This window comes from Kitasatospora sp. NPDC057940 (assembly GCF_042887425.1).
Lineage (GTDB): Bacteria > Actinomycetota > Actinomycetes > Streptomycetales > Streptomycetaceae > Kitasatospora.
On sequence record NZ_JBHVPH010000039.1, the window covers coordinates 1 to 23131 of the forward strand.

19 protein-coding genes and 1 riboswitch are annotated in these 23131 nt (G+C 71.5%); of the genes, 11 read left to right on the top strand and 8 right to left on the bottom strand.

The window, feature by feature from the left end:
* Positions 1-44 precede the first annotated feature (44 nt).
* Entirely contained in the window at positions 45-1337 is a 1293-nt protein-coding gene (locus ACFVTF_RS35180) for an extracellular solute-binding protein (RefSeq protein ID WP_363619340.1), read from the bottom strand.
* Positions 1338-1674: 337 nt separating this feature from the next.
* Here ACFVTF_RS35180 and ACFVTF_RS35185 point away from each other — a divergent pair, with 337 nt between their 5' ends.
* From ACFVTF_RS35185 to ACFVTF_RS35200, 4 genes are all read left to right on the top strand, one after another.
* Positions 1675-2466 carry a GntR family transcriptional regulator gene (locus ACFVTF_RS35185; protein ID WP_244293370.1) on the top strand — a complete coding sequence of 264 codons (792 nt, stop codon included), beginning with the start codon at positions 1675-1677 and terminating at the stop codon, positions 2464-2466.
* Between the two features lie 382 nt (positions 2467-2848).
* The gene (locus tag ACFVTF_RS35190; RefSeq protein ID WP_350879663.1) at positions 2849-3115 is read left to right on the top strand and encodes a DUF3311 domain-containing protein; all 267 of its coding nucleotides are present in this window, start codon (positions 2849-2851) and stop codon (positions 3113-3115) included.
* The gene (mctP, locus tag ACFVTF_RS35195) at positions 3112-4725 is read left to right on the top strand and encodes a monocarboxylate uptake permease MctP (RefSeq protein ID WP_387818076.1); all 1614 of its coding nucleotides are present in this window, start codon (positions 3112-3114) and stop codon (positions 4723-4725) included. The genes ACFVTF_RS35190 and mctP overlap by 4 nt, the downstream gene beginning before the upstream one ends.
* A gap of 155 nt (positions 4726-4880) precedes the next feature.
* Complete coding sequence (locus tag ACFVTF_RS35200; protein ID WP_387818077.1) at positions 4881-5669, top strand: histidine phosphatase family protein; 789 nt, start codon at positions 4881-4883, stop codon at positions 5667-5669.
* Positions 5670-5748: 79 nt separating this feature from the next.
* Here the strand turns inward: ACFVTF_RS35200 and ACFVTF_RS35205 are convergent, their stop codons facing one another.
* Positions 5749-6726, bottom strand: a complete 978-nt coding sequence (locus ACFVTF_RS35205; RefSeq protein ID WP_387818078.1) for a helix-turn-helix domain-containing protein — start codon at positions 6724-6726, stop codon at positions 5749-5751.
* A 397-nt stretch (positions 6727-7123) separates the two neighbouring features.
* Here ACFVTF_RS35205 and ACFVTF_RS35210 point away from each other — a divergent pair, with 397 nt between their 5' ends.
* The gene (locus ACFVTF_RS35210; RefSeq protein WP_371517178.1) at positions 7124-7618 is read left to right on the top strand and encodes a GNAT family N-acetyltransferase; all 495 of its coding nucleotides are present in this window, start codon (positions 7124-7126) and stop codon (positions 7616-7618) included.
* Between the two features lie 135 nt (positions 7619-7753).
* A complete protein-coding gene (locus ACFVTF_RS35215; RefSeq protein WP_387818079.1) occupies positions 7754-9910 on the top strand; it encodes an acyltransferase family protein in 2157 nt (718 codons plus the stop codon).
* A gap of 7 nt (positions 9911-9917) precedes the next feature.
* Here ACFVTF_RS35215 and ACFVTF_RS35220 read toward each other — a convergent pair whose 3' ends face one another.
* The 5 genes from ACFVTF_RS35220 to ACFVTF_RS35240 all read right to left on the bottom strand — a co-directional run bounded on the left by ACFVTF_RS35220 (position 9918) and on the right by ACFVTF_RS35240 (position 16385).
* A complete protein-coding gene (locus ACFVTF_RS35220; RefSeq protein WP_387818080.1) occupies positions 9918-11114 on the bottom strand; it encodes a glycoside hydrolase family 113 in 1197 nt (398 codons plus the stop codon).
* 15 nt (positions 11115-11129) lie between these two features.
* Entirely contained in the window at positions 11130-12581 is a 1452-nt protein-coding gene (locus ACFVTF_RS35225; RefSeq protein WP_387818081.1) for a glycosyltransferase family 2 protein, read from the bottom strand.
* Between the two features lie 83 nt (positions 12582-12664).
* Positions 12665-13579: a hypothetical protein gene (locus tag ACFVTF_RS35230; protein WP_387818082.1), complete on the bottom strand. Its 915-nt coding sequence runs from the start codon at positions 13577-13579 to the stop codon at positions 12665-12667.
* Between the two features lie 182 nt (positions 13580-13761).
* Entirely contained in the window at positions 13762-15216 is a 1455-nt protein-coding gene (locus ACFVTF_RS35235) for a glycoside hydrolase family 26 protein (protein ID WP_387818083.1), read from the bottom strand.
* A 140-nt stretch (positions 15217-15356) separates the two neighbouring features.
* A complete protein-coding gene (locus ACFVTF_RS35240) occupies positions 15357-16385 on the bottom strand; it encodes a hypothetical protein (protein WP_387818084.1) in 1029 nt (342 codons plus the stop codon).
* Positions 16386-16828: 443 nt separating this feature from the next.
* Positions 16829-16971, top strand: a riboswitch (cobalamin riboswitch).
* Between the two features lie 191 nt (positions 16972-17162).
* Between ACFVTF_RS35240 and ACFVTF_RS35245 the strand changes: the two genes are divergently transcribed.
* The 4 genes from ACFVTF_RS35245 (at position 17163) to ACFVTF_RS35260 (ending at position 21996) form a co-directional block, all read left to right on the top strand.
* Positions 17163-19574 (top strand): ribonucleoside-diphosphate reductase subunit alpha, encoded by a 2412-nt coding sequence (locus ACFVTF_RS35245; RefSeq protein WP_387818107.1) that lies wholly within the window; start codon positions 17163-17165, stop codon positions 19572-19574.
* Complete coding sequence (locus ACFVTF_RS35250; RefSeq protein WP_363619348.1) at positions 19571-20590, top strand: ribonucleotide-diphosphate reductase subunit beta; 1020 nt, start codon at positions 19571-19573, stop codon at positions 20588-20590. The genes ACFVTF_RS35245 and ACFVTF_RS35250 overlap by 4 nt, the downstream gene beginning before the upstream one ends.
* Positions 20591-20761: 171 nt before the next feature.
* Complete coding sequence (locus ACFVTF_RS35255; RefSeq protein ID WP_387818085.1) at positions 20762-21298, top strand: Scr1 family TA system antitoxin-like transcriptional regulator; 537 nt, start codon at positions 20762-20764, stop codon at positions 21296-21298.
* 260 nt (positions 21299-21558) lie between these two features.
* Positions 21559-21996, top strand: coding sequence for a hypothetical protein (locus ACFVTF_RS35260; RefSeq protein WP_387818086.1), 438 nt, complete (start codon positions 21559-21561; stop codon positions 21994-21996).
* A gap of 81 nt (positions 21997-22077) precedes the next feature.
* Here the strand turns inward: ACFVTF_RS35260 and ACFVTF_RS35265 are convergent, their stop codons facing one another.
* The gene (locus ACFVTF_RS35265; protein WP_387818087.1) at positions 22078-22542 is read right to left on the bottom strand and encodes a hypothetical protein; all 465 of its coding nucleotides are present in this window, start codon (positions 22540-22542) and stop codon (positions 22078-22080) included.
* Positions 22543-22729: 187 nt separating this feature from the next.
* On the opposite strand from ACFVTF_RS35265, the gene ACFVTF_RS35270 reads away from it, so the two are divergent.
* On the top strand, positions 22730-23011 hold the full coding sequence (locus ACFVTF_RS35270) for a hypothetical protein (protein WP_387818088.1): 282 nt from the start codon (positions 22730-22732) through the stop codon (positions 23009-23011).
* Positions 23012-23131: the final 120 nt, after the last annotated feature.

Here is a 23131-nt window from a genome sequence, read left to right on the forward strand (position 1 = left end):
CACCGACCCCCCGCCGGGGGTCGGTGAGCGACGCCGCTCGGTGCCTACTGCTTCTGGTTGAGCCGCTTCGCGATCTCGTCGTCGTACTTCTTCGCGGTGGCCGCGTAGTCGCCACCCTGGAGGGCGGCGGTCAGGAACTCCTTGATCGGGTTCGGCTTGTCCTCGACGCTCGCCCAGTTCGGGGTGATCGGGGTGACCGCGCCGACCGCCGAGGCGGACTGGGCGGCCTTCGCGAAGTCGCCGGTGAGCTGGCTGTTCAGCGCGGCCTTGTTCGGGATGTTGCCGGCGGCGGCGACCGCACCCTCGTTCTTGTCGTTGAGGGCGATCTTCAGGAAGTCCTTGGCCATGTCGGTGTTCTTGCTCTGCGCACCGATCGCCAGGTTCGAGCCGCCGAGGAAGACGCCGGAGGGCTTGTCAGCGGTCTTGCCCGGGAGCGGGAAGAAGCCGATCTTGTCCTTCGGCATGTCCTTCTCCGCCGGGAGCTCCCAGCCGAGGGCGATCATGGTGCCGACGTTGCCCTTGCCGAAGACGTCCTTCTGCTGCGGGGTGGCCTCGTCCTTGTCCTTCGGACCGGTGGCCGAGTAGCCCTGCAGCTTCTTGTAGGTCTCGAAGGCCTTCTGCGCCTCGGGCGAGGACAGGCCGCCGACCCACTTGTCGCCGTCCTTCTTGGCGATCTTGCCGCCCTCACCGGTGAGCAGACCGAAGTAGGTGTACCACTCCTGACCCGGCAGGTAGATCGGGTCGACGACGCCCTCGGTGGCCTTCAGCTTGTCCAGGTCGGCGTAGAACTCGTCCAGGGTCTTCGGCGCGTCGGTCAGCTGGGCCTTGGCCCAGAGGTCCTTGTTGTAGGCGACGACGCGGTTGGAGACCCACCACGGGGCGGCGAACTGCTTGCCGTCCAGCTGGGCGGCCTCGTTCTGGTTGGCGTTCCAACCGTCGCCGCCCAGGGCGGACTTGTCCTTGGTGATGTCGAGCAGGCCGCCCGAGGCCGCGTAGCCGGAGGTCTGGGTGTTGCCGAGCTCGACGACGTCGACCGAGCCCTCGGACAGCGCGGCGGTCACCTTCTGACCGATGCCGTCCCACTCCTGGATCTGGAAGTCGACCTTGGAGCCCGGGTAGGTGGTCTCGAACTCGCTCTTGACCGCGTCGGTCCAGCCCTTCGGGGCGGAGCCGGTCATCAGCCACACCTTCAGCGTCTTGCCGCTGTAGTTCTTGGCGCCCGCCGCGGACGACGAGTTCGAACCGGCGTTGTCCTTGCTCTTGCCGTCCGAGCCACAGGCCGCCAGGCCGACGACCATTGCTGCGACGCCGACCGCCGCGATGAGCTGACGCTTCACGCCATCCTCCTGAGGGATGCCTGGGTTACCCCCGTCGGGCGGCAGCGGCAGACCCACGTAAAGCGGGGGGAAAGGTGCCGCGGACCCCTTCGAGCGGGTGGGGGGATTCATAGTGACCGGCCTAGTGGTGTAGACCAGATGCCTGGAGCTTGGCCTAGACCAATGGGCCTGTCAACGGCTGTTCGACCGATCCGGACCACCCGTTATCAAGCCGACACCGCACATCGTTCATCGCGTGATGAGGTATTCGTTCCGTAGCCATACATGCAACGATGTCACCCGTTAACTATGTGGCGGGGCCCGTAAAGGCCCCGCGAGAAGCGGGAGAACAGGTCCGATGAGCAGCGACGGGGGAACCACCGCCCAGGTCAACGACCCCGAGGTGAAAAACCTCCCGACGCAGGCCGGCGCCGACCCGACCGCGCGCGTCCCCAAGTACTACGGTCTCAAGCGCCACCTGCTCCAGCTCACCGAGACCCAGCCAGCCGGCACCCCCGTCCCGCCCGAGCGCGCGCTGGCCGCCCAGTTCGACACCTCCCGCACCACCGTGCGCCAGGCACTGCAGGAACTGGTCGTCGAGGGCCGGCTGGAGCGCATCCAGGGCAAGGGCACCTTCGTCGCCAAGCCCAAGGTCGCCCAGGCCCTCCAGCTCACCTCCTACACCGAGGACATGCGGGCCCAGGGCCTGGAGCCCGCCTCGCGGCTGATCGAGATCGGCTACATCACCGCCGACGACCGGCTCGCCCCGCTGCTCGACATCAAGCCCGGCGGCCGGGTGCTGCGGATCGAGCGCCTGCGGCTGGCCAACGGCGACCCGATGGCCATCGAGGTCGCCCACCTGTCCGCCAAGCGCTTCCCCGCGCTGCGGCGCAACCTCGCCAAGCACAACTCGCTGTACGCGGCGCTGCGCGAGGTGTACGGGGTCACCGTGGCCGAGGCCGAGGAGACCATCGAGACCACCCTCGCCAACCCGCGCGAGGCCGGGCTGCTCGGCTCCGACCTCGGGCTGCCGATGCTCCAGCTCTCCCGGCACTCCTTCGACGCCGACGGCGACCCGGTGGAGTGGGTCCGCTCGATCTACCGCGGCGACCGCTACAAGTTCATCACCCGGCTCAAGCGCCCCGAGTAGTCCGGGCGGAGCAGTTCCGGACGGAGCAGTTCGAGGCGAAGCAGTCCGGGGCGGAGCAGTCCGGGCGGGGCACTCCCCCCGCGCACCACGGGCACCGGCGCGCGCGACCCGCGCGCGCCGGTGCCCGTTCGCGTCACGGGAGGAGCAGTACCGGTCGAATGCGGCCGGATGGCGTCCGGATGGCGGGAAGTCGCACCGACCCCGGTGACATGGATCACTCCATGCCCTAGATTGCGCAGCCGTACTGACTGTCGATCACCGATGGTGCTGCTCGGCGGGTTCGCGGGGGCGTGCGGTGCCCCGCGGGCTGCGGCGCCGACGGGGAGAACCCTCCGGAGCGGAGCCGAAGATGCCGTCTGATCCCGATACCGTCGAACCTGTCATGCCCGAGCCACCCGGGGACCGGGTGCCCGCGGTGACCCCCGAACGGGTGCTGGCCGGGCTCGCCCTGCTGGTGCCGATCGTCGCGATGCTGTGGGTGTCCTCGTACGACAAGACCGACCCGGGCGTCGGCGGGGTGCCGTTCTTCTACTGGTACCAGCTGCTCTGGGTGCCGGTGTCGGCCGTGTTCACCGTGGCCGCGTACCTGCTGATCAACCGGGACGAGAAGGCCCGCAAGGCGGCGCGGAAGGCGGGTGGCGCGCGATGAGCCACGTCAACGTGCCGGCCCTCACGGTCTTCGTGCTGTTCTTCGTCCTGGTCACCGTGATGGGCTTCCTCGCCGCCCGCTGGCGGCGCGCGGACGACGCGGCGCACCTGGACGAGTGGGGCCTGGGCGGCCGCAGCTTCGGGACCTGGGTCACCTGGTTCCTGCTCGGCGGCGACCTCTACACCGCGTACACCTTCGTCGCCGTCCCGGCGGCGGTCTACGCGACCGGCGCGGCGGGCTTCTTCGCGGTGCCGTACACGATCGTCGCCTACCCGCTGGTCTTCCTCTTCCTGCCCCGGCTCTGGTCGGTCTCCCGGGTGCACGGGTACGTCACCCCGGCCGACTTCGTCCGCGGCCGGTACGGCTCGCGGCCGCTCTCCCTGGTCGTCGCGCTGACCGGGATCCTGGCCACCATGCCGTACATCGCGCTCCAACTCGTCGGCATCCAGGCGGTGCTGGACGTGCTGGGCGTCGGCGGCGGCGAGAACGCCAACTGGTTCGTCAAGGACCTGCCGCTGTTCCTCGCCTTCGGCGTGCTGGCCGCGTACACCTACTCCTCCGGGCTGCGCGCCCCGGCGCTGATCGCCTTCGTCAAGGACGCCCTGATCTACATCGTGATCATCGTCGCGGTGATCTACATCCCGATCCGGCTCGGCGGCTACGGGCACATCTTCGACGCGGCCGCGCACAAGTTCAGCGCCCCCAAGTCCGCCGGCTCGCTGACCCTCCCGGGCGACAAGCAGTGGACGTACGCGACGCTGGCGCTGGGCTCGGCGATGGCGCTGTTCATGTACCCGCACTCGGTGACCGGCGTGCTGGCCTCCAAGTCCCGCGCCACGGTGCGCCGCAACATGGCGATCATGCCCGCGTACTCGCTGATGCTGGGCCTGCTGGCGCTGCTCGGCTTCATGGCCATCGCGGCGGGCGTCGGCAAGGGCGACAAGAAGTTCAACGCCCAGCTGTCCGTGCCGCAGCTGTTCGCCGACATGTTCCCGGACTGGTTCACCGGCGTGGCCTTCGCGGCGATCGGGATCGGCGCGCTGGTGCCGGCCGCCATCATGTCGATCGCGGCGGCCAACCTGTTCACCCGCAACGTCTACAAGGAGTGGCTGAAGCCCGCCGCCACCCCGGCGGACGAGACCCGGATCGCCAAGCTGGTCTCGCTGCTGGTGAAGGTCGGCGCGCTGGTCTTCGTGCTCGGCATGGACAAGCAGGCCGCGATCAACCTCCAGTTGCTCGGCGGCCTGTGGATCCTGCAGACCTTCGTGGCGATCGTCGGCGGCCTGTTCACCCGCTGGTTCCACCACTGGGCGCTGTTCGCCGGCTGGGCGGCCGGCATGGCCTACGGCACCTGGAAGGCCTACGGCATCGCGAGCCCCGCCACCAAGCACTTCGGCGGCAACGCGGCCGCGATCCCCGGCATCGGCGAGATCGGCTACATCGGCCTGACCGCCTTCGCGCTCAACCTGATCGTCGCGGTGGCGCTCACCCTGGTGCTGCGCGCCGTCAAGGCGCCCGAGGGCCCGGACGAGACCAGGCCCGCCGACTACAGCGCCGAGGCCGGCGACGAGGAGCCGAAGAACGCGCCGGAGCCCGTAGCGGCGCACTGATTCGCGCCGCACGCGCCCTGTGATCGCGCCGCCCTCTCCGTGAACACTGGAGAAGGCGGCGCGATCATATGTATGAACAGCCGCCTTCGCAGGGCACCACCAGACCGGACCGGCGACCGGCCGGCAACTGATCGACCCACGGGGAGCACGCGGCCATGGCAGAACTCGGCACCACCCTCAACGGCCAGCACCAGTCCACCCAGAGCCCGCACCACCTCACCACCCACCGCCCGGTGTCGGCCACCCGGCTGCCGTCCGTGCTGATCGCCACCCGGCACGGCGAGTCCACCGCCAACGTCGAGTTCCAGCTGGCCGAGGCCGCCGGCGCGCTCAGCGTCCCGATCAGCTGCCGGGACGCCGACATCCCGCTGTCGCTGCACGGCCAGCAGCAGGCCCAGGCGCTCGGCCGCTGGTGGGCCGCCCTGCCCAGCGCCGACCGCCCGCGCAGCGTCTGGTGCTCGCCGTACGTGCGCACCACCGAGACCGCCCGGATCGCGCTCGCCCAGGCCGCCGGGCTCGGCGCCGTCCCGGTCACCCTCGCCGTGCGCCACGACGAACGGCTGCGCGACCGCGAGCTGGGCGTCCTGGAGATGCTGACGCGGGCCGCGATCGAGGCCAAGCACCCGGAGGAGTCCGCCCGGCGGCGCAAGATGGGCGAGCTGTACTACCGGCCGCCCGGCGGCGAGTCCTGGGCCGACGTCGCGCTGCGGGTGCGCAGCCTGCTGCGGGACGTCTGCGAGGAGGAGGCCGGGCGGGCCGTCCTGCTGGTCGCGCACGACTGCACGGTGCTGATGCTGCGCTACGTGCTGGAGCGGCTCACCGAGGAACGGCTCACCGCGCTCGCGCCGGTGCGCAACTGTTCCACCAGCCTGTGGCGCGCCCAGGACGGGCGGCTGCACCCGGACCGCTGGAACAGCGTCGACCACCTCGCCCCGGGGAACTGACGCGCCGCCGCACTCCCTCGTCCGGTCGCACTCCTTCGTCCGGTCGCACTTCCTCGGCCGGTCACGCCTCGTCGTCCGGTCACACCGTCTCGTCCGGTCGCGCCTCGTCGTCCGGGCCGGCGAAGCAGCGCCGGTAGGCCAGCGGCGTGGTCCCCAGCCGGCGCCCGAAGTGGTGCCGCAGCGCGGCCGCGTTGCCGAAGCCGCAGCGGGCGGCGATCGCGTCCACCGGCTCGGCGGTGGACTCCAGCAGCCGCTGGGCGAGCAGCACCCGCTGCCCGGTCAGCCAGCGGTGCGGCGTGGTACCGGTCTCCTGCTGGAAGCGGCGGGCGAAGGTGCGCGGGGACATGTGGACCCTGGCGGCCAACTGCTCGACGGTGCAGTCCCGGTCCAGGTGGTGGCGCATCCAGTCGAGCAGCGGCGCCAGCGAGTCGCCGTCGCCGCCGGGCAGCGGGCGGCTCACGAACTGGGCCTGCCCGCCCTCCCGGTGCGGCGCCACCACCATCCGGCGGGCGATCCCCCGGGCCACCTCGGCACCCTGCACCTTGCGCACCAGGTGCAGGCAGGCGTCGATGCCGGCGGCCGTCCCGGCCGAGGTGATCACCGGGTCGTCGTCCACGTACAGCACGTCCGGCTCGACGGCGGTCCGCGGGAAGCGCCGGGCCAGGTCCTCGCTGTGCCGCCAGTGGGTGGTGGAGCGGCGGTCGTCCAGCAGCCCGGCGGCGCCGAGCACGAAGGCACCGCTGCAGATGGACAGCACCCTGCCGCCGTCCGCCACCACCGAGCGCAGCCCCGCCAGCAGCGGCTCCGGGTACTCCGGGCGGATCGTCGTCGCGGTGACCACCACCAGGTCGGCCCCGGCCAGCCGCTCGGGGCCGTGCGGGACGTCCACCGCGAACCCGGAGTGCGTCGTGTGCGGCCCGGGGCGGGCGCCGGCGATCGCGAAGTCGTACCCGGGCAGGCCGTCGGCCGTCCGGTCGAGGCCGAAGACCTCGCAGGCCACACCGAGCTCGAAGGGGTGGATCTCCTCCAGCACCACCGCGACCACGTTCTTCAGCATGCCGCCCAGGATGCCCCGGCGGGCACCGGGGACGGAAGGGCCGGATGGCAGTTTTTCGATGGGATCAGTCATTCCTGCCACTCGTGGCCGCCGCGCCGCCCGGCCAGAGTGGAGCCATGGACACCGGGACTCTCGCAAGCGCATTCGCCCTGGTCGGGGCCGTCGGCAGTTTCGGCCTGCTCGGCACCCTGATCGGCCGGGAGGTCGCCCGCAGCGCCGCCACCGGCCGCGACAACTGGCACCGCCCGGGCGGCTACCCCGCCGGCCCGGAACGCCTGGACCGGCTGTACGGCACCATGCCCGCCGCCTCGCTGCGCCCCTCCGCCGACCCGGCCACCCTCCCGGTCCGGGCCACCCCGGAGATCACCACCCCGGACGGCTCCGGCACACTGACGGGATGGACATCCTCATCCGCCAGGCCCTTCCGGAGGACCTCGACGACGCCGGCCGCATCACCGTCGAGGCCTTCGTCGGCGACGGCCACACCTCGCCCGAGAGCAGCTACGTCGAGCTCCTGCGCGACGCCGCCCGCCGGGCCCGGGAGGCCGAACTCCTGGTCGCGGTCGACCAGGCCGAAGGACGGGTCCTCGGCTGCGTGACCTACGCCGTCGGCGGCACCGAGTGGGCCGACATCGCCGGCCCGCGCGAGGGCGAGATCCGGATGCTCGCCACCGCCGCGGCCGCCCGCGGCCGGGGCGTCGGCGAGGCCCTGGTCCGCGCCACCATCGCCCGCAGCCGCGAACTCGGCCTGGACGGCATGGCGTTCTCCACCCGCCCGCAGATGACCGCCGCCCACCGCGTCTACGAGCGGACCGGCTTCCGCCGCACCCCCGAGCGCGACTGGTCCCCGTACCCGGGCATGGACCTGATGGTCTACAGCCTGGCGTTCTGAGCCCGGCCGGGGCGCCGTCGGCCCCCCTCCTCCCCGGTGACCAACAGACGATCAACGGACGTCTTTTGATATAAACCACAGATCACGTCTGATGCCACGTCGCGGCAGCCGACCGATCCCGGGGGGACGCACCACATGGACGACGGGCCCCGCCTCGGCACGCCCGCGAGCGGCCCCACGCTCCAGGACATGCGCACCTCCCGGGGCATCGAGCCCCCGGCCACCAGCCGCTACGCGATCCCCGCACCGACGCCCCGGCCGCGCGGGCCGCTGCCGCCCTCCGTCCGCTTCCCCGCGGTCGACGGGCTGCGCGGCCTCGCCATCGCCTCCGTCCTGCTCTACCACACCAACTGGTTCCAGAACGGCCTGTTCGGCGTGGACGTCTTCTTCGTCCTCTCCGGCTTCCTGGTGACCCTGGTGCTGATCCGCGAACTGGACCGCACCGACGGCATCCGGCTCGGCGTCTTCTACCGCCGCCGGGCCAAGCGGCTGCTGCCCGGACTGCTCGCCACCGTCCTCCTCGTCGTCGCGCTGTCCGCACTGGTCAGCCCGCTACGGGACGTCAGGGACCTCCGCCCGCAGGCGCTCGCCGCGCTCGGCCAGGTCGCCAACTGGGCCCAACTGGCCCGCGGCGACGCCTACTGGCAGCACTTCGCCTCCATCGACCCGCTCGCGGCCATGTGGTCGCTCAGCATCACCGAGCAGTTCTACGCGCTCTGGCCGCTGCTGCTGCTCGCGGTCTTCGGCCTCTGCCGCCGCTCGCTGCGCGCGACCGGCGTCGTCACCGCCGGGCTGTTCGTCGTCGCCGCGCTCGCCGCCCCGCTGCTGTGGAACGGCGACAACAGCGACCGCCTCTACCTCGGCACCGAGACCCGCGCGGTCGGCTTCGCGGCCGGCGCCACCGCCGCCTTCGCCGTCTACCTGCGGCTGCGCCGCCAGGTCCGCGCGGCGGCCCCCGACGGCGACCGCGCCACCCGCTCCCGGCGGCGCCTGCTCGACCGCTCCTCAGCGGCCGGCACCCTGGCGCCCGCCCTGCTCGGGACCGCGGCCCTCGGCGGCGTGGTCTGGGCCAGCCTGTCCGTCAGCGGCTACCACGAGCCGCTGCTCTACCAGGGCGGGCTGGCCGTGGTCGCGGCGCTGGCCGCCGTCCTCGCCGCCTCGCTCTGCCACGACCGGGGCCCGCTGGTCCGGCTGCTGTCGCTGCCCCCGCTGCGGCTCACCGGCACCATCTCCTACAGCCTCTACCTGCTGCACCTGCCGGTGTACTGGCTGCTCCAGCACTACGTCGACGACATCTCGCCGCAACTGCTGCTCGCCATCGGCGCGCCGCTCTCCTGGGTGCTGGCCTGGCTGATGCACACCGGCACCGAGAAGCTGCGGGTGCTGCGCTGGCGGGCCTTCCCGGCCGTCCCGCTGCTGGCCGTCGCCACGGCGGTGGCCACCACCGGCGCCTGGTACCTGCCCGCCTGGGTCCAGTACGACATGCGGTCCGGGCCGGGCGGCAAGCCCGCGGTCCTCGTCCTCGGCGACTCCTTCGCCCAGGACCTCGCCACCGGCCTCTACCGGCACGGCGACCGCTACCGGGTGGTCGACGGCGGGATCAGCGGCTGCGGCGTGTTCGACCCGGACAAGGTGCGCACCACCTCCGGCGAGGAGTTCGACACCAGCCGGGAGTGCCGCGACCGGGCCGCCGCGTGGGACCGGCAGCTCACCGGCGCCGCCCCGCAGGCCGTCGTGATCCACCTCGGCTGGGACGCCGCCGAGCAGTACCTCGACGGCAGCTGGCTCAGCCCCTGCGAGGAGGACTACCGGAGCCGCTACACCGTCCAGCTCACCCAGGCCGTGGACCAGGTCCGTCGCCGCGCGCCCGGCGCCCGGGTGCTGCTGATGAACGAACGGGTCGAGAACGGCGCCATCAACAAGGGCTGGGGCACCTGTTACGACCAGCAGGTCGCCGCCTACGTGAAGGCCACCGCCGGCGCCGTCCGGCTGGTCGACCTCAACACCTTCTTCTGCCCGTACGAGACCTGCGTGTGGAGGGACCGCGACGGCCACTGGGTCACCCCCGCCAACGACGGGGTGCACCTCACTCCGGCCGGCATGCGGTTCGTGACGCCGTGGCTCGAGCAGCAGATCGCGGACGGGCTGACCGGACCGCCGGCGGGGCCGCCCACGGCCGCCCCGACACCGACCTCGACACCGACGCCCGCACCCACGCCCACGCCGACTCCGACGGCCACCAAGTCCACGGGCCAGCCGAGTTCGGCCAAGCCCGGCCGGACCACGCCGTAACCGGGGCCTAGGACGGCGGCAGTTCGTAGGTCTGCGCAAAGCAGTCGCGGATCGCCTGCTCGGAGGCCGGGCGCCCGGCGTAGTCCATCCGCGGGGTGTCCTGGTTGGTCGGCAGGTTCGGGTCGATGCCGAAGTACAGCGACCAGAAGTACAGTCCGCGCAGCTTGCGCTCCTGCGCCACCTGGCAGACCGCGGTGAACCAGGTCGCCTGGACGGCCTCGTTCAGCTCGGTCTTCTTGTAGTACTCGCCGGGCGTCTTGTAGGCGCCCTTCTGCGCCGGGATGCCCACCTCGGTGAGCTTGGTGGTCGGCTGCGGACCGCTGCCGCGCTTGTCGAGCCAGGCGTTCCAGCTGGCCTTCAGGTCGGCGACCGGGGCGTCGTCACCGGCCGACTTGGCCGGCGGGTAGGCGTCCACGCCCGTGCCGTCCGCCGGGACCGCTATCGGGCCCTTGGACCAGTTGTCGAAGTTCGCGTCGTACACCAGCTCGCCGTGGAAGGTCTTCCGCGCCTGGTCGATGAGACCGGGCCACCGCGGGTCGCCCTCCAGCGAGTTGAACTCGGTGCCGATGGTGACCTCGGCCGCGGAGTGCTCCTGGGCGGTCTTCAGGTAGGGCGCCAGGAAGGCGGCGTAGCTGGCGAACCAGGCGTCCCGGTCGGTCGGCGCGATGTTGCCGCGCCACTTGAGGGTGTTGAGGTAGTCGAAGACGTCCTCGTCCATGATCGGACGGATGGTGGTGCGCAGGCCCGCCCGGTGGGCGGCGTCCAGCAGCAGGGCCAGCCGCTCCGGGGTGGGGGTGGTCGGCCGGGCGGCGACGGCGTTCGACCTGGTGCCCGTCGTGTAGTACGGGAAGGTCACCGACAGGGAGTTGGCATTCAGCCCGACCACGTACTTGACGATGCGGTCGACCTTGCCCTGGACGAAGTTGTCCGGGTCCGCCGGATCGTCCAGCCAGTACACCTGCACGCCCCACTCGGGGCTGCCCTTGGCCCACGGGCGGGCCACCTTGGGGCCGGTGTCCTCGGCCGGCGGCGCGTCCTTGCCGAAGCCCCAGACCCGGCCCTGCTCGGTCGCGGAGCCGGCCCAGTGCACGGCGGTCGGGCGCTGGTGGACGAACTTGAGCGGGTGGTCCCCCCAGACCACCGGGACGGCGACGGTGACGGCGACCACCACGGTCGGCAGGATGAAGATGGCGGGGCGCTTCACAGCGGTGACCTCCGATCAGGCCGGCTTGGCGATGACGACGAACTTGTTCTCCTCGCCCTTGAGGAACTTGACCAGCCCGCGCAGGCCGCCCCAGCCCTCCAGGAAGGAGAACAGCGGGATGGCCGCCACCACGACGATCGGCTCCCACCACTTGCGCCGGTGGTTCGCCGAGGCGACGACGTTCAGGCGCAGGCCCTCCCAGTACGTCCAGATGACGTAGGCGAAGTTGATCGACCAGACCAGCACCACGGACTGGGTGACCGGGGAGGTGTTCCAGGTGCCGGTGAACCAGGCGACCAGCAGCACCAGGCCGACGTGCTGGAGCGGGCCGAGCACCCAGCTGACCATGCCCATCCCGATGAACAGCCGGTACCGCAGCGGGATCGTCCTGTTGAAGCAGAGCGCGACCAGGCCCCAGGCCCAGCGCTCGCGCTGCTTGAGGAAGTCCTTGACGCCGGCCGGCGAGGCGCCGTAGCAGCGCCCGTTGAACCAGTCGCTGCGGCCCGGGTAGCGCTGGCAGAAGTTCAGCGCCATCTGGGCGTCCTCGACGATGGTCTTCGGGCCGAAGTCCCAGCCGATGGTGGCCTCCACCGAGGAACGCATCAGGAGCAGTTCGCCGTGCACGCCGGCGATCGGGGTGCCGGTGCCGGTCATCGCGCGGAAGCGGGCGATGTCGTCGGCCGGGCGGATCGCGTCGGCGAGCCAGGTGAAGGTGGAGACGGCGTTCTCCCGCGGGTACGTCAGGATGCCCTGCGCCATGTGCTTGGCGTCGTCCCCGGCCCGGCGCTGCCGGTTGACGAACTGCGCGACGGCGGCGGCGGTGTCCGGGCCGACGCCGGTGTCGTCGTCCATGTGCAGCACCCAGACGTCGTCCTCGGCCTCGCCCTCCTCGATCCGCAGCTCGTGCGAGTAGTGGTTGGCGCGGGCCTTGAACTTGGTGCCGTTGGCCGTCTCGTAGGCCTTCGGCACGGTCACCACCCGGATCAGCGGGTTGCGGGCGGCCAGCCCGTCGATCTTCTCGGCGGCCGCGCAGCCCTCCTCGGTGAGGACGTCCACCCGCATCCACGGGAAGTAGGCCGGCAGGTGCTCGACGTACGAGAGCACCGAGCGCTCCAGCGCCGGATAGGTGTCGTGGCGGCCGATGGTCGGCACCAGCACGATCAGGAAGTCGTCCTCGACCGGCACGGCCGGCGTCATCCGGCTCACCTGGCGCAGCCGGCGGCGGACCATCAGCACGCCCTGGAAGCCGATCAGGACGCCGAACACCGGCATCCCCCACAGGATGGTGATCGTCCAGCCGAGCGGGGTGGGGTTGGGCACGTAGGCCCAGACCGAGAAGGCGAAGATGACCGTGAAGGAGAAGTAGAACGGGAGGACCCGGGGCTTCCACGACATCTGTCGCTCGGCGAGCCGGGCGGCCTCGCGGGACGTGGTGAGCACCGTCCGTGCGGGGGCTGTCGATGGCATGGCGAAAGTCGCTCCTCGTCTGGTGTCCGGCCGATCCCTTGCAGGAGCCGGGTCGTTCGTGGGCGGTCCGGGGCTGCGGAGGTTCAGGCCTGCGGCGGGCGGTCCTGCGGCGGGCGGTCGGCCGGCGGGCGGTCGGCCGGGGGCACGACCGGGCCGGGGGCGACCGGACCGGGCGTCACCGGCGGCGCGGCGGGCCACGGCTGCTGGGCGAGCGTCGACGGGTGCGGGGCCGGCTGGGCGGGCTGCTGCTGCTGCGCGTACGGCACCGGCTGCGAAGGCTGGGCCGGCGCCGGCTGCGGCCAGGCAGTGGGTTGCGACTGCGGCTGCGGGGTCGGGGGCTGCTGCGGCCACGCGGGCTGCGGCTGCTGCTGGAACGGCGGCTGCGCCGGCCAGGCGGCCTGCTGCTGTTGCTGTTGCTGCTGCTGCTGTTGCTGCGGCCAGGCGGGCTGGTGCTGGAACGGCGGCTGCTGGAACGGCTGCCGGCCCGGGGCCGGCTCGGCCGGGATCGTCTGCAGCAGCGACCAGTGCACCTGGCCGCCCGGCGCCGCGGCGGCCTCCGGTGCCCGCTGCTCCCGCCACTTCAGCCGGGCCAGCAGCAGGATCAGCGCCGCGGTGACGGCCACGCCGAGCGCGAAGGTCGCAAGCTTGAGCCCGCCCTCGGTGGTGCTGGTGAACCACTCCCGCTGCGGCTTGTCCAGCAGCGCGCCGGTCAGGCTGCGCACCCGGTTGTACCCCTCGACCAGCGCGACGCCGGCCGCCACCCCGAGCGCCCAGCCGCGCCCGCGCAGCAGCAGGATTCCCGAAAGCAGGTAGATCAGGCCGTAGTTGAGGCTGCCGGTCTCGGCGTCCACCGAGGTGCCGCCGTAGTAGAAGATGCCTTTGAGGTAGGTCGCGAACCCGACCTGGCCGAAGCAGTTGTACGCCGCCCAAGCGAGCAGCACCGCGCCCCAGCCGACGGCGATGCCGCCGGCCGCGCGCATCGCACGCACCTGTCCCATCCCGCACCCCCGCCCCGCCGGGCCCGTCCCGGCGTCAGCCCCTCGGCTTCGCCGCCACAGGATGCCACACGGCACAACGGACACGGTATTCCAGCCGTTCAAGGGAATTCGGCGCTGTAGCGCACCTCACGGCGCCCGGTTCGACGGGCCTGCGGGGCCGCTCGGCGGACCTGCGGAACGGCTCAACGAACGTGCAGGCCACCCCAGTCGACGTTCGCGCCGAACGGCCCGGCGCCGCCGGTGAGCGCCAGCGGGCTGTGGTAGGTGGCGTTGACGTCCGCGCCGGAGTTGCGCGGCTGATCCGGCGTCAGGTTGTCCGAGGTGAGCGACTGCCCCCAGACCGTCCAGATCGTCCAGGGCGTGCGCCGCAGCGTGTCCGGCTGGCGGGAGTTGACCGGGACGGCGAAGGACTCGGCCAGGATCCGCGGCTTGTCGTAGCCGGCGAGCCCGTCGTAGTACCGCTTGGTCCACACCTCGCCGGTGCCGATCGGGTGCGCGGGGCTGCCGCTGTAGTCGTCCACCCCGACCACGTCGACGTACTGCGAGCCCGGGTAGTAGTCCCACGGGTCCGCGCCGGGGGCTCCGTCCCAGGACACCGGCGTCCAGACGAACAGCAGGTTGTGCAGGCCCCTGGTCTCCACCAGGTAGCGGTAGGTGATCCGCCACAGCGCCTGGTAGTCGGCCGGCTTCTGGCCCGACCACCAGAACCTGCGGGAGCAGTCCTGCACGTTCATCTCGTGGTACGGGCGCAGCAGCACCGGCACGTCGTGGGCGGCCAGGTACTCCAGGTGGTCGGCCAGGTAGGACAGGTCGGTCATCAGCGCGCGGTACTCGGGCGTGTCGTGCGCGCTGTCGACGACCCGGCCGAACCAGCCCTTGTCCTTCGCGGCCGGGGAGTTCGAACAGAGCACCTGCTCGAAGGACTTGACGTCCGAACCGGGGTAGGGCTGGTGGAAGGACATGCCGACGATCCCGGCCGGCCCCCCGCCGTTGTCGGGCAGTTCGGTGGTGGTGCCGTCGCAGTTGCGCTGGACGCCGGCCGTGCCGTACGTGCCGTCGTCGGCGCGCGGGTGACCGGACCAGACGGCGGAGAGCAGGTCGACGGCGTCGTCGGTGTACTGCCAGCCGGGCCGGCAGGTGGGCCACCGTCCGGCCGAGTAGGAGCGCGGGTCGCCGACGCCCCAGCCGGTCTGGCCGTAGCCGGGGCCGAGGTCGGTCTCGACGAAGCCGGGCAGCTTGCCGGTGAGGTCGGCGGCCTTCTTGTAGTAGTAGCCGACCTGCTTGGTGCCGCGGTAGTCGCCGTACTCGGGGTTGTTGCGCTCGTTGTGCGCCTCGACGTGCTGGCCGATCACCGTCCCGCCGCTCTGCCCGGTGCGGGCCCGGCCCTCCAGGTCGGCGAGCAGCTGCTGGACGGCCCGGGCGTTCGGCGAGGCCTGCGGGTCCCGGGCGAGCAGGTCCCGGCCGACCTCCGGCGGCAGGGTGCGGCCGGGGAGGCCGACCGTCACCGGGACGCGGGCGGGCCGTTCGCCGTCGGCCCGGCCGTCGCGCTGCAACAGCGCCACGGCGCCCGCGGCCACCACGACCCCGGCCGCGGCCAGGACGGCGGGCTTGCCGCGCAGGGCTCTGGGCAGGGCCACGGACCGCTCCTCCGGTTGCTCGCCGGCACCGGCCCAGGCGGACACAACCGGAACACTCGTGCGAATGACTGCCCCGAGAGCCTGCCACACTCCCCCGGCACCGGCGAGCGAACCCGCCGGTGCCGGGGTGTCACGGCGGATCAGCCGGCCGCGGCGGCCCCCGGCGCCCCCGGCGCGGCCGCGGCTGCGGCCTTGGCGCGCTGGAGCAGCTGGCCCTTCACGTGCTCGCCGAAGCCGGCGGCCGCCGCGGTGGCGGCGGAGTCGGCGGCGTCGCCGCCCTTCGCCGAGCCCTCGACCGTGAAGTAGGCGTACCGGCCCAGGGTGTTGTGCGTGTTGGTGCAGCCCGGGGTGGCGCAGAAGGCCGGCGCGCCCGGCGCGACGGCGCCCTTGAGGTGGCCGGTGTAGCTCTTCATCGAGGTCTCGGCCTGGATCTTGTGGTCGAAGACCGCCACACCGACGGTCACCGCGCTGTCGCCGGAGACGTAGGTCGCCCGGAGCACCTTCTGGCAGCCTTGGTCACCGAGGACCTTGCCGAGCCCGCCGGTCGTCGAGTTCCCGTCCCAGCAGGGCGAGTCCAGCGAGACGAAGGTCCGGTTCCAGGTGGCGCCGTTGACCGTCACCTGGAGCGCGGAGAACAGTGCCCCCGCGTCCTGCGGCGCCGGGTCGGTGGCGGCCTCCCAGATCGGCTTCGACGGGTCGTCCGGCGCGCCGCCCGGGGTGCCGGACGGGTTCCCGCCCGGGGTCGCGGCGGCACTGGGCGCGGCGCTCTGGGCGGCACCCGATGCGGCGGAGGACGGCCGGCTGGAGGCCGAGGTGACCGGCCCGGCGACCGGCTTGTCGTCGCCGCCCTTCGTCAGCAGCACCGCCCCGCCCGCGATCAGTCCGCCGACCACGACGACCCCGACCGCCACGCCGAGGGCCCGCAGCCGGCGGCGGCGCTTGCCGTCCGCCGCGTTGCGGTCCGCCAGCGCCTCCCAGTTCGGCTCGGAGCGCTGCGGCGCCTGGGGCTGCGGGTACGACTGCGGGTGCTGCTGGGGATGCGGCTGGGAGTGTGCCTGCGGGTGCTGCTGGGGGTACGCCTGGGGGTTCGGCTGCCACTGCTGCCCCGGCTGCGGCAGCGGAGGCTGCCCCGGCGGACCGGGCTGCGCCACCGGCGGCGCGGGCGGCACCGGGGGCCCGTACGAGGCCGGCGGCGGCCCGAAGCCCCCGCTCGGCGGCAACACCGGACCGGGCACCACCGGCGGCTGCTGACCGTGCGCGCCTCCCGGCCCGGTGGGAGGCGTTCCCTGCGGACCCTGCCCGGGTGCGCCAGTTCCGTCGCTCACGCGCCCCCTCGCTTCGCTCGATGATCGCTTCGCGAAACGCGCCCCTCGGCGCTTCGCCCGCTCATGCGCCCAGATCGTAGGGCATGCCCCCGGCAACCGGTCCGCCCGGTGACCGTTCCGTATCGAAACCAGGACGACGGGGCCCGGAATCAGGGCGCCAGGGGCTCGGAATCGGGGCGCCGGGAGCCCGGATCCGAGGCGCCCCAAGGCCACGACCCGCCTCCTCCCGGCACCCCCGGTTATCGCTCCGACACACCGCGCCGTACTACATGTGGGGTCGCATCAGAGAGACACCACTAGATGTATGCTCAATCCTGCTGTCGATGCAGGGGAACCCGGTGCGAATCCGGGACTGCCCCGCAGCGGTGAGCGGGCGGCTCCAGCAGCCGCACCGCGAGTCCGAGTACCTGCCGACGGTGTGCGCACGGGCCCTCCCGCAGAGGCCGCGCCAGCACGAGAACCACCTTCCGGGCCTCGCGGGCGGGCCGGGGACGCCACTGTCGCGCGACGCTTCCTGCGTACGTGCCGTGCTCCCCTGCCCCGAACGGCCCGGTACCCCCCGAGCACCACCGCCGATCGCCGCCAGGAGAGAGCGCCTTGACCACCGCTGCCTCAGCCACCCTGCCCGCCCAGGGCACCGGCCCCGCCCCCACCGACCCGACGGTCTCCGACCCCGGTGGCGCGCTCCTTCGGCTGCTCACCGACCGCAGCGTCGATCTCCCCCAGGTGGACCCCGGCCATGTCGCCGCCGCCGCGCTGCGCGGCCGCCACGCCGGCTCGGACTTCGCCGAGCTGCGCGGGCTGGCCGTGGACGCCGCCGCGTCGATGATCGCCGAGGACCCCCAGTACTCGAAGCTCGCCGCCCGGCTGCTCGCCCTGGAGATCGTCGACGAGGCGAACAGCCAGGGCTCGCGCTCCTTCGCCGCCTCGATCGCCGTCGGCCACGCCGAGGGCCTGATCGGCGACACCACCGCCGCCTTCGTCGCCAAGCACGCCGCCGCCCTGGACGCGCTGATCGACGCCCACGGCGACGACCGCTTCGAGTACTTCGGCCTGCGCACCGTGCAGTCCCGCTACCTGCTGCGCCACCCGATCACCCGCAAGGTCATCGAGACCCCGCAGCACTTCCTGCTCCGCGTCGCCTGCGGCCTGGCGGTCGGCGACAGCGAGCAGTCGGTGCGCGAGGTCGCCGAGCTGTACGGCCTGATGAGCCGGCTGGAGTACCTGACCTCCTCGCCGACCCTGTTCAACTCCGGCACCCGGCACCCGCAGATGTCGAGCTGCTACCTGCTCGACTCCCCGCTGGACAACCTGGACTCGATCTACAACCGCTACGCGCAGATCGCCCGGCTGTCCAAGCACGCCGGCGGCATCGGCCTGTCCTACTCGCGCATCCGCTCGCGCGGCAGCCTGATCCGCGGCACCAACGGCAAGTCCAACGGCATCGTCCCGTTCCTGCGCACCCTCGACTCCTCGGTCGCCGCCGTCAACCAGGGCGGCCGCCGCAAGGGCGCGGCCTGCGTCTACCTGGAGACCTGGCACGCCGACATCGAGGAGTTCCTGGAGCTCCGCGACAACACCGGCGAGGAGGCGCGGCGCACCCACAACCTCAACCTGGCGCACTGGATCCCGGACGAGTTCATGCGCCGGGTCAACGCCAACGAGGACTGGTCGCTGTTCTCCCCCGCCGACGTGCCCGAGCTCGTCGACCTGTGGGGCTCCGACTTCGACGAGGCCTACCGCAAGGCCGAGCTGGCCGGCAAGGCCGTGCGCACCATCCCCGCGCAGACCCTGTACGCCCGGATGATGCGCACCCTGGCACAGACCGGCAACGGCTGGATGACCTTCAAGGACGCCTCCAACCGCGCCGCCAACCAGACCGCGCTCCCCGGCCGCACGGTGCACTCCTCGAACCTGTGCACCGAGATCCTGGAGGTCACGGACGACTCCGAGACCGCCGTCTGCAACCTCGGCTCGGTCAACCTCGGCGCCCACGTCGCCCCGGGGGCCTCCGTCGACGACCTGCTCGGCGCCATGGACTGGGAGCGCCTCGACGCCACCGTCCGCACCGCCGTGACGTTCCTCGACCGCGTGGTGGACATCAACTTCTACCCGACCACCGAGGCCGGCACCTCCAACTCCCGCTGGCGCCCGGTCGGCCTCGGCGTGATGGGCCTCCAGGACGTCTTCTTCAAGCTGCGGATCGACTTCGACTCCGCCGAGGCCGCGCGGCTGTCCACCCTCATCGCCGAGCGCATCATGCTCACCGCGTACGAGCGCTCCGCCGACCTGGCCGAGCAGCTGGGCCGCCACGAGGCCTACGGCGAGACCCGCGCCGCCCGCGGCGAGCTGCACATCGACCACTTCCCGACGGCCGCCCCGCAGTGGGCCGACCGCTGGACCGCGCTGCGCGCCCGCATCGCCGAGACCGGCCTGCGCAACTCGCTGCTGCTGGCCATCGCGCCGACCGCGACCATCGCGTCCATCGCCGGCGTCTACGAGTGCATCGAGCCGCAGGTCTCCAACCTGTTCAAGCGCGAGACGCTGTCCGGCGAGTTCCTCCAGGTCAACCCGTACCTGGTGCGCGAGCTCAAGGAGCTCGGCGTCTGGGACCAGCAGACCCGCGACGCCCTGCGCGAGGCCAACGGCTCCGTCCAGGAGCTGGGCTGGCTGCCCGCCGAGGTCCGCTCGCTCTACCGCACCGCCTGGGAGCTGCCCCAGCGCGCGCTGATCGACCTGGCCGCGGCCCGCATGCCGTACCTCGACCAGAGCCAGTCGCTGAACCTGTTCATGGCGGCGCCGACCATCGGCAAGCTCAGCTCGATGTACGCCTACGCGTGGAAGGTCGGTCTGAAGACCACCTACTACCTGCGCTCGCGCCCGGCGACCCGGATCGCCCAGGCCGCCTCCGGTACCGCCCGCGCCGCCGCGCCCGCGCCCGCGCCCGTGAACACCCCGACCCTCACCCCGGAGGAGGAGGCCGCGCTGGCCTGCTCCCTGGAGAACCCCGAGTCCTGCGAGGCCTGCCAGTGAGCACCCCCGACCGCGAGAAGATGCTGCTCGACCCCGGCTTCGAGCTGACCCTGCGCCCGATGCGCTACCCGTCGTTCTACGACCGGTACCGGGACGCGATCAAGAACACCTGGACCGTCGAGGAGGTGGACCTGCACTCCGACGTCGCCGACCTGGCCAAGCTCAGCGAGGGCGAGCGCCACCTCATCGGCCGCCTGGTCGCCTTCTTCGCCACCGGGGACTCGATCGTCTCCAACAACGTGGTGCTGAGCCTCTACAAGCACATCAACTCCCCGGAGGCGCGGCTGTACCTGTCGCGCCAGCTGTTCGAGGAGGCCGTGCACGTCCAGTTCTACCTGACGCTGCTCGACACCTACCTGCCCGACCCCGAGGACCGCGCGGCGGCCTTCGACGCGGTGGAGAACATCCCCTCCATCCGCCAGAAGGCGCAGTTCTGCTTCAAGTACATGAACGCCGTCGACCACATCGACTCGCTGCAGACCAAGGAGGACCGCCGCGCGTTCCTCCTGAACCTGATCTGCTTCGCGGCGTGCGTCGAGGGCCTGTTCTTCTACGGCGCGTTCGCGTACGTGTACTGGTTCCGCTCGCGCGGCCTGCTGCACGGCCTGGCCACCGGCACCAACTGGGTGTTCCGCGACGAGTCCATGCACATGGACTTCGCGATGTCGGTCGTCGACACGGTCCGCGAGGAGGAGCCCGACCTCTTCGACGACGAGATGGCCAAGCAGGTCACCGAGATGCTGGAAGAGGCCGTCGAGGCCGAGCTCCAGTTCGCCCAGGACCTGTGCGGCGACGGCCTCGCCGGCATGAACACCGACTCCATGCGCCAGTACCTGGAGGCCGTGGCCGACCAGCGCCTCGCCCGCCTCGGCCTGCCGATCCGCTACGGGTCCACCAACCCGTTCGGCTTCATGGAGCTCCAGAACGTCCAGGAGCTGACCAACTTCTTCGAGCGCCGCGTCTCCGCGTACCAGGTCGCCGTCGAAGGCTCCGTCGCCTTCGACGACGACTTCTAAACCGCTCAGACACACCAGAGGTGCCCCGCCCGGCCCACCGCCGCGCGGGGCACCTCTGTCCGTACCGCCCCGACCACCCACCCCATCCCCCCGAACTCCCCCGCCCCCACCCGGCGTTCACGCCGGTCGGGGCCAGCTGAACCACTTTCCCGTTCCGGAAAGATCGCGTTCTTGACCCTGCGGGCGCTACGAATCGCCTCGGACAGGACAGCCGAGACCGTCGCCCTCAGGGCTTCCATGTCTCCAGCCAAGTTTTCGAAGACCGAAAACGGCAAGACCCTGCCGAGCGTGCAGGACGTGGACCTCATTCCGACTCTTCCAGGGCAGCTGATTCCTGGACTGCCCCAGAGCGCCGAATACGTCTCGGCCGCCTTCGCCTTGCACCCAGAGCTACCGGAAGGGGCGAAGGCGAGAACGATCGCGGCTCGACTGGAGCGCCAGGCCGTGTTGCACGAACGCCAGCGGCAGTTCCACTTCCTCATCTGTGAACACGTACTACGTTGGCGGATCTGCCCTCCTGCCGTCATGGCTACACAGCTCGATCGCCTGGTCATCGTGGGGACGTTCCATTCAGAGATCACCACTCACGATCCACGAGATGTCGACGTCCATCTGTCGAAATTCTCCGAATTCGACGCCGTAGCACTACACGGAGACGACATTCGCGCACTGGCCGAAGGGATTCGAGACGAGTTCCTTCGAGAATAGGAAGCCTGCGCCACAGGATCTCTGCCGATAGCCGATCCGCCCGACAGGAACCGACCCCAGAGGAACTTCGCGGCGCAGAAAGTCGGCCATTCCGACTTCCTGCGCCAGCACTCGATACGCCCACCTGGCCACCGCAGAGCCGGGACGGAAGATGAATGCGCGCGCGGATCGACAACAACCCGGTCCGGAAGGACCTGACGACCGGGTGCCTGGTCGAGATCGTGGGTGCCCAGGACGGCCGGGGCTCCTAGCATCTCGTTGTGACGGACAGGACCGAGGCGCGGGACGCCTTCAAGAACCGATGTGCCAATGCCGCACTCGCACCGCGCGTCGGATACTCCATCAGCCGCGTCTCGTTCGAGAACTTCGCCGAGGAGGACTCCCGGGAGATCACCCTCAGGGAGGGACCGTGGAACCCGGACGTCGTGATCTCACTCTCCGGTCTCCACCATGTCTCGGTCACCAAGCCCCCGCAGATGGTCGGCAGCTTCATCGACGAGATCTCCTTGATTCACCTGCCGAAGCTTCCGCACTCCTGGCCCACGGACGTCACCCGCCGCGTCCGGCGATTCGACGGACTCGATGACCTCGCGTGGCTGCGCATCACCGGACCGGCCGGGATCGACGCCGTCGCCTCGACTATGACCGTTTTCACCGCAATGAGCGAGAACCAGGCCTCGACGGTCCGGATCACCTGAGTCGGCCCCAAACATCGTGTCCTGTCTCAGCGAAGGTTGGCCGATCTCGCCGAACTCTGACTGCATCACTGCTGGCAGCTTCTACTCGTCACTGTCAGCGCCCAGGTCAGTTCGCATTGCACCTTGCACCGCGCTCAGGGCGGCGAGGTACTTCTGCATGCGCTGCCGGCCGTGAGTCGGGATCCGTGTGCCTTCGATAATGAGGTCTCGAAGATCACGAGCGCACCGGTCGAAGTCCTTCGCCAAGGCCAACACTTGCTGGGGGGCCAGCACCGCGAGCTCATACCTGGGGGCATAGCAGGCGGCGTATGCGGTGAAGGCTCGATATCCGCGTTCCTCGTCGGTCAGGTCCGATGCGACCGAGATGATCCGCAGCTGCGTACGGGTATCGGCGTGGGCAGCGAGGTAGCGCGCATACACTTCCTGTTTCGTCTTGAGGCGTGTCCTGCGATCCTCTCTCCGTTCTCGCCGCTGCTCCACGAGGAGAGTTGAGCCGAGCGCGATGACAGCGCCCAGCAGAGTTCCAAGAAGAGGTAGCCAGGTCATCTGACGACCGTAGGGGCGGAGATGGCCTTTGGCTCCGGTCGTACCCGTCGAAGCTCGGCGAGACCGGTCAATCTTCGCCGGGAAGGAACACCCAGATCGGGGCTCTCGTGACGACCCCGGTACCGGCCGGGCCGGCGAGGGAGGACGCTGGTACCGGTCCCGCCCGCACCAGACTTCCGGAGGAACGGTGAGCGCAGCGCCCCTGCACGGCCACCACGACAGCCAGCAGCCGATCCCGCGGACCCAGGACGCCGTCGCCGCCGCTCTCCCGCCGGCACAGCGGATCGATTTCTACCGGGAGATGGGCGAGGCCGACGACTCGACGATCGGCGGCGTCCTGCGGCGCTGGTGGCTGCGCACCCAGCTCTACCGCGACCCGGAGGGCGACCGCCTCCACGCCGCCGTCCAGTCCGGCACCGCCACCGGCGCCCCCGCATCCGCGGTCCTGCGCCGTCTCGGGGCCCGGTGATCGGCCTTGTCCGACAGCCGCCGGTCCGGCCTCCGCATGGTCGTGTGCCCCGACCGAGTCTGGCCGGAGAGCCGGTGTCCGACTCGGCGCTGACGGTCCCCCGCCCGGCGCGGGCGCCGG

Excerpts from the sequence above, each read along its gene's own strand:
- ACFVTF_RS35205 (WP_387818078.1), bottom strand. The coding sequence starts at position 6,726 with ATGCTGAAGAACGTGGTCGCGGTGGTGCTGGAGGAGATCCACCCCTTC.
- ACFVTF_RS35230 (WP_387818082.1), bottom strand. The coding sequence starts at position 13,579 with ATGGGACAGGTGCGTGCGATGCGCGCGGCCGGCGGCATCGCCGTCGGC.
- ACFVTF_RS35210 (WP_371517178.1), top strand. The coding sequence starts at position 7,124 with ATGGACATCCTCATCCGCCAGGCCCTTCCGGAGGACCTCGACGACGCC.
- ACFVTF_RS35190 (WP_350879663.1), top strand. The coding sequence starts at position 2,849 with ATGCCCGAGCCACCCGGGGACCGGGTGCCCGCGGTGACCCCCGAACGG.
- ACFVTF_RS35225 (WP_387818081.1), bottom strand. The coding sequence starts at position 12,581 with ATGCCATCGACAGCCCCCGCACGGACGGTGCTCACCACGTCCCGCGAG.
- ACFVTF_RS35215 (WP_387818079.1), top strand. The coding sequence starts at position 7,754 with ATGGACGACGGGCCCCGCCTCGGCACGCCCGCGAGCGGCCCCACGCTC.
- mctP (WP_387818076.1), top strand. The coding sequence starts at position 3,112 with ATGAGCCACGTCAACGTGCCGGCCCTCACGGTCTTCGTGCTGTTCTTC.
- ACFVTF_RS35200 (WP_387818077.1), top strand. The coding sequence starts at position 4,881 with ATGGCAGAACTCGGCACCACCCTCAACGGCCAGCACCAGTCCACCCAG.
- ACFVTF_RS35265 (WP_387818087.1), bottom strand. The coding sequence starts at position 22,542 with ATGACCTGGCTACCTCTTCTTGGAACTCTGCTGGGCGCTGTCATCGCG.
- ACFVTF_RS35185 (WP_244293370.1), top strand. The coding sequence starts at position 1,675 with ATGAGCAGCGACGGGGGAACCACCGCCCAGGTCAACGACCCCGAGGTG.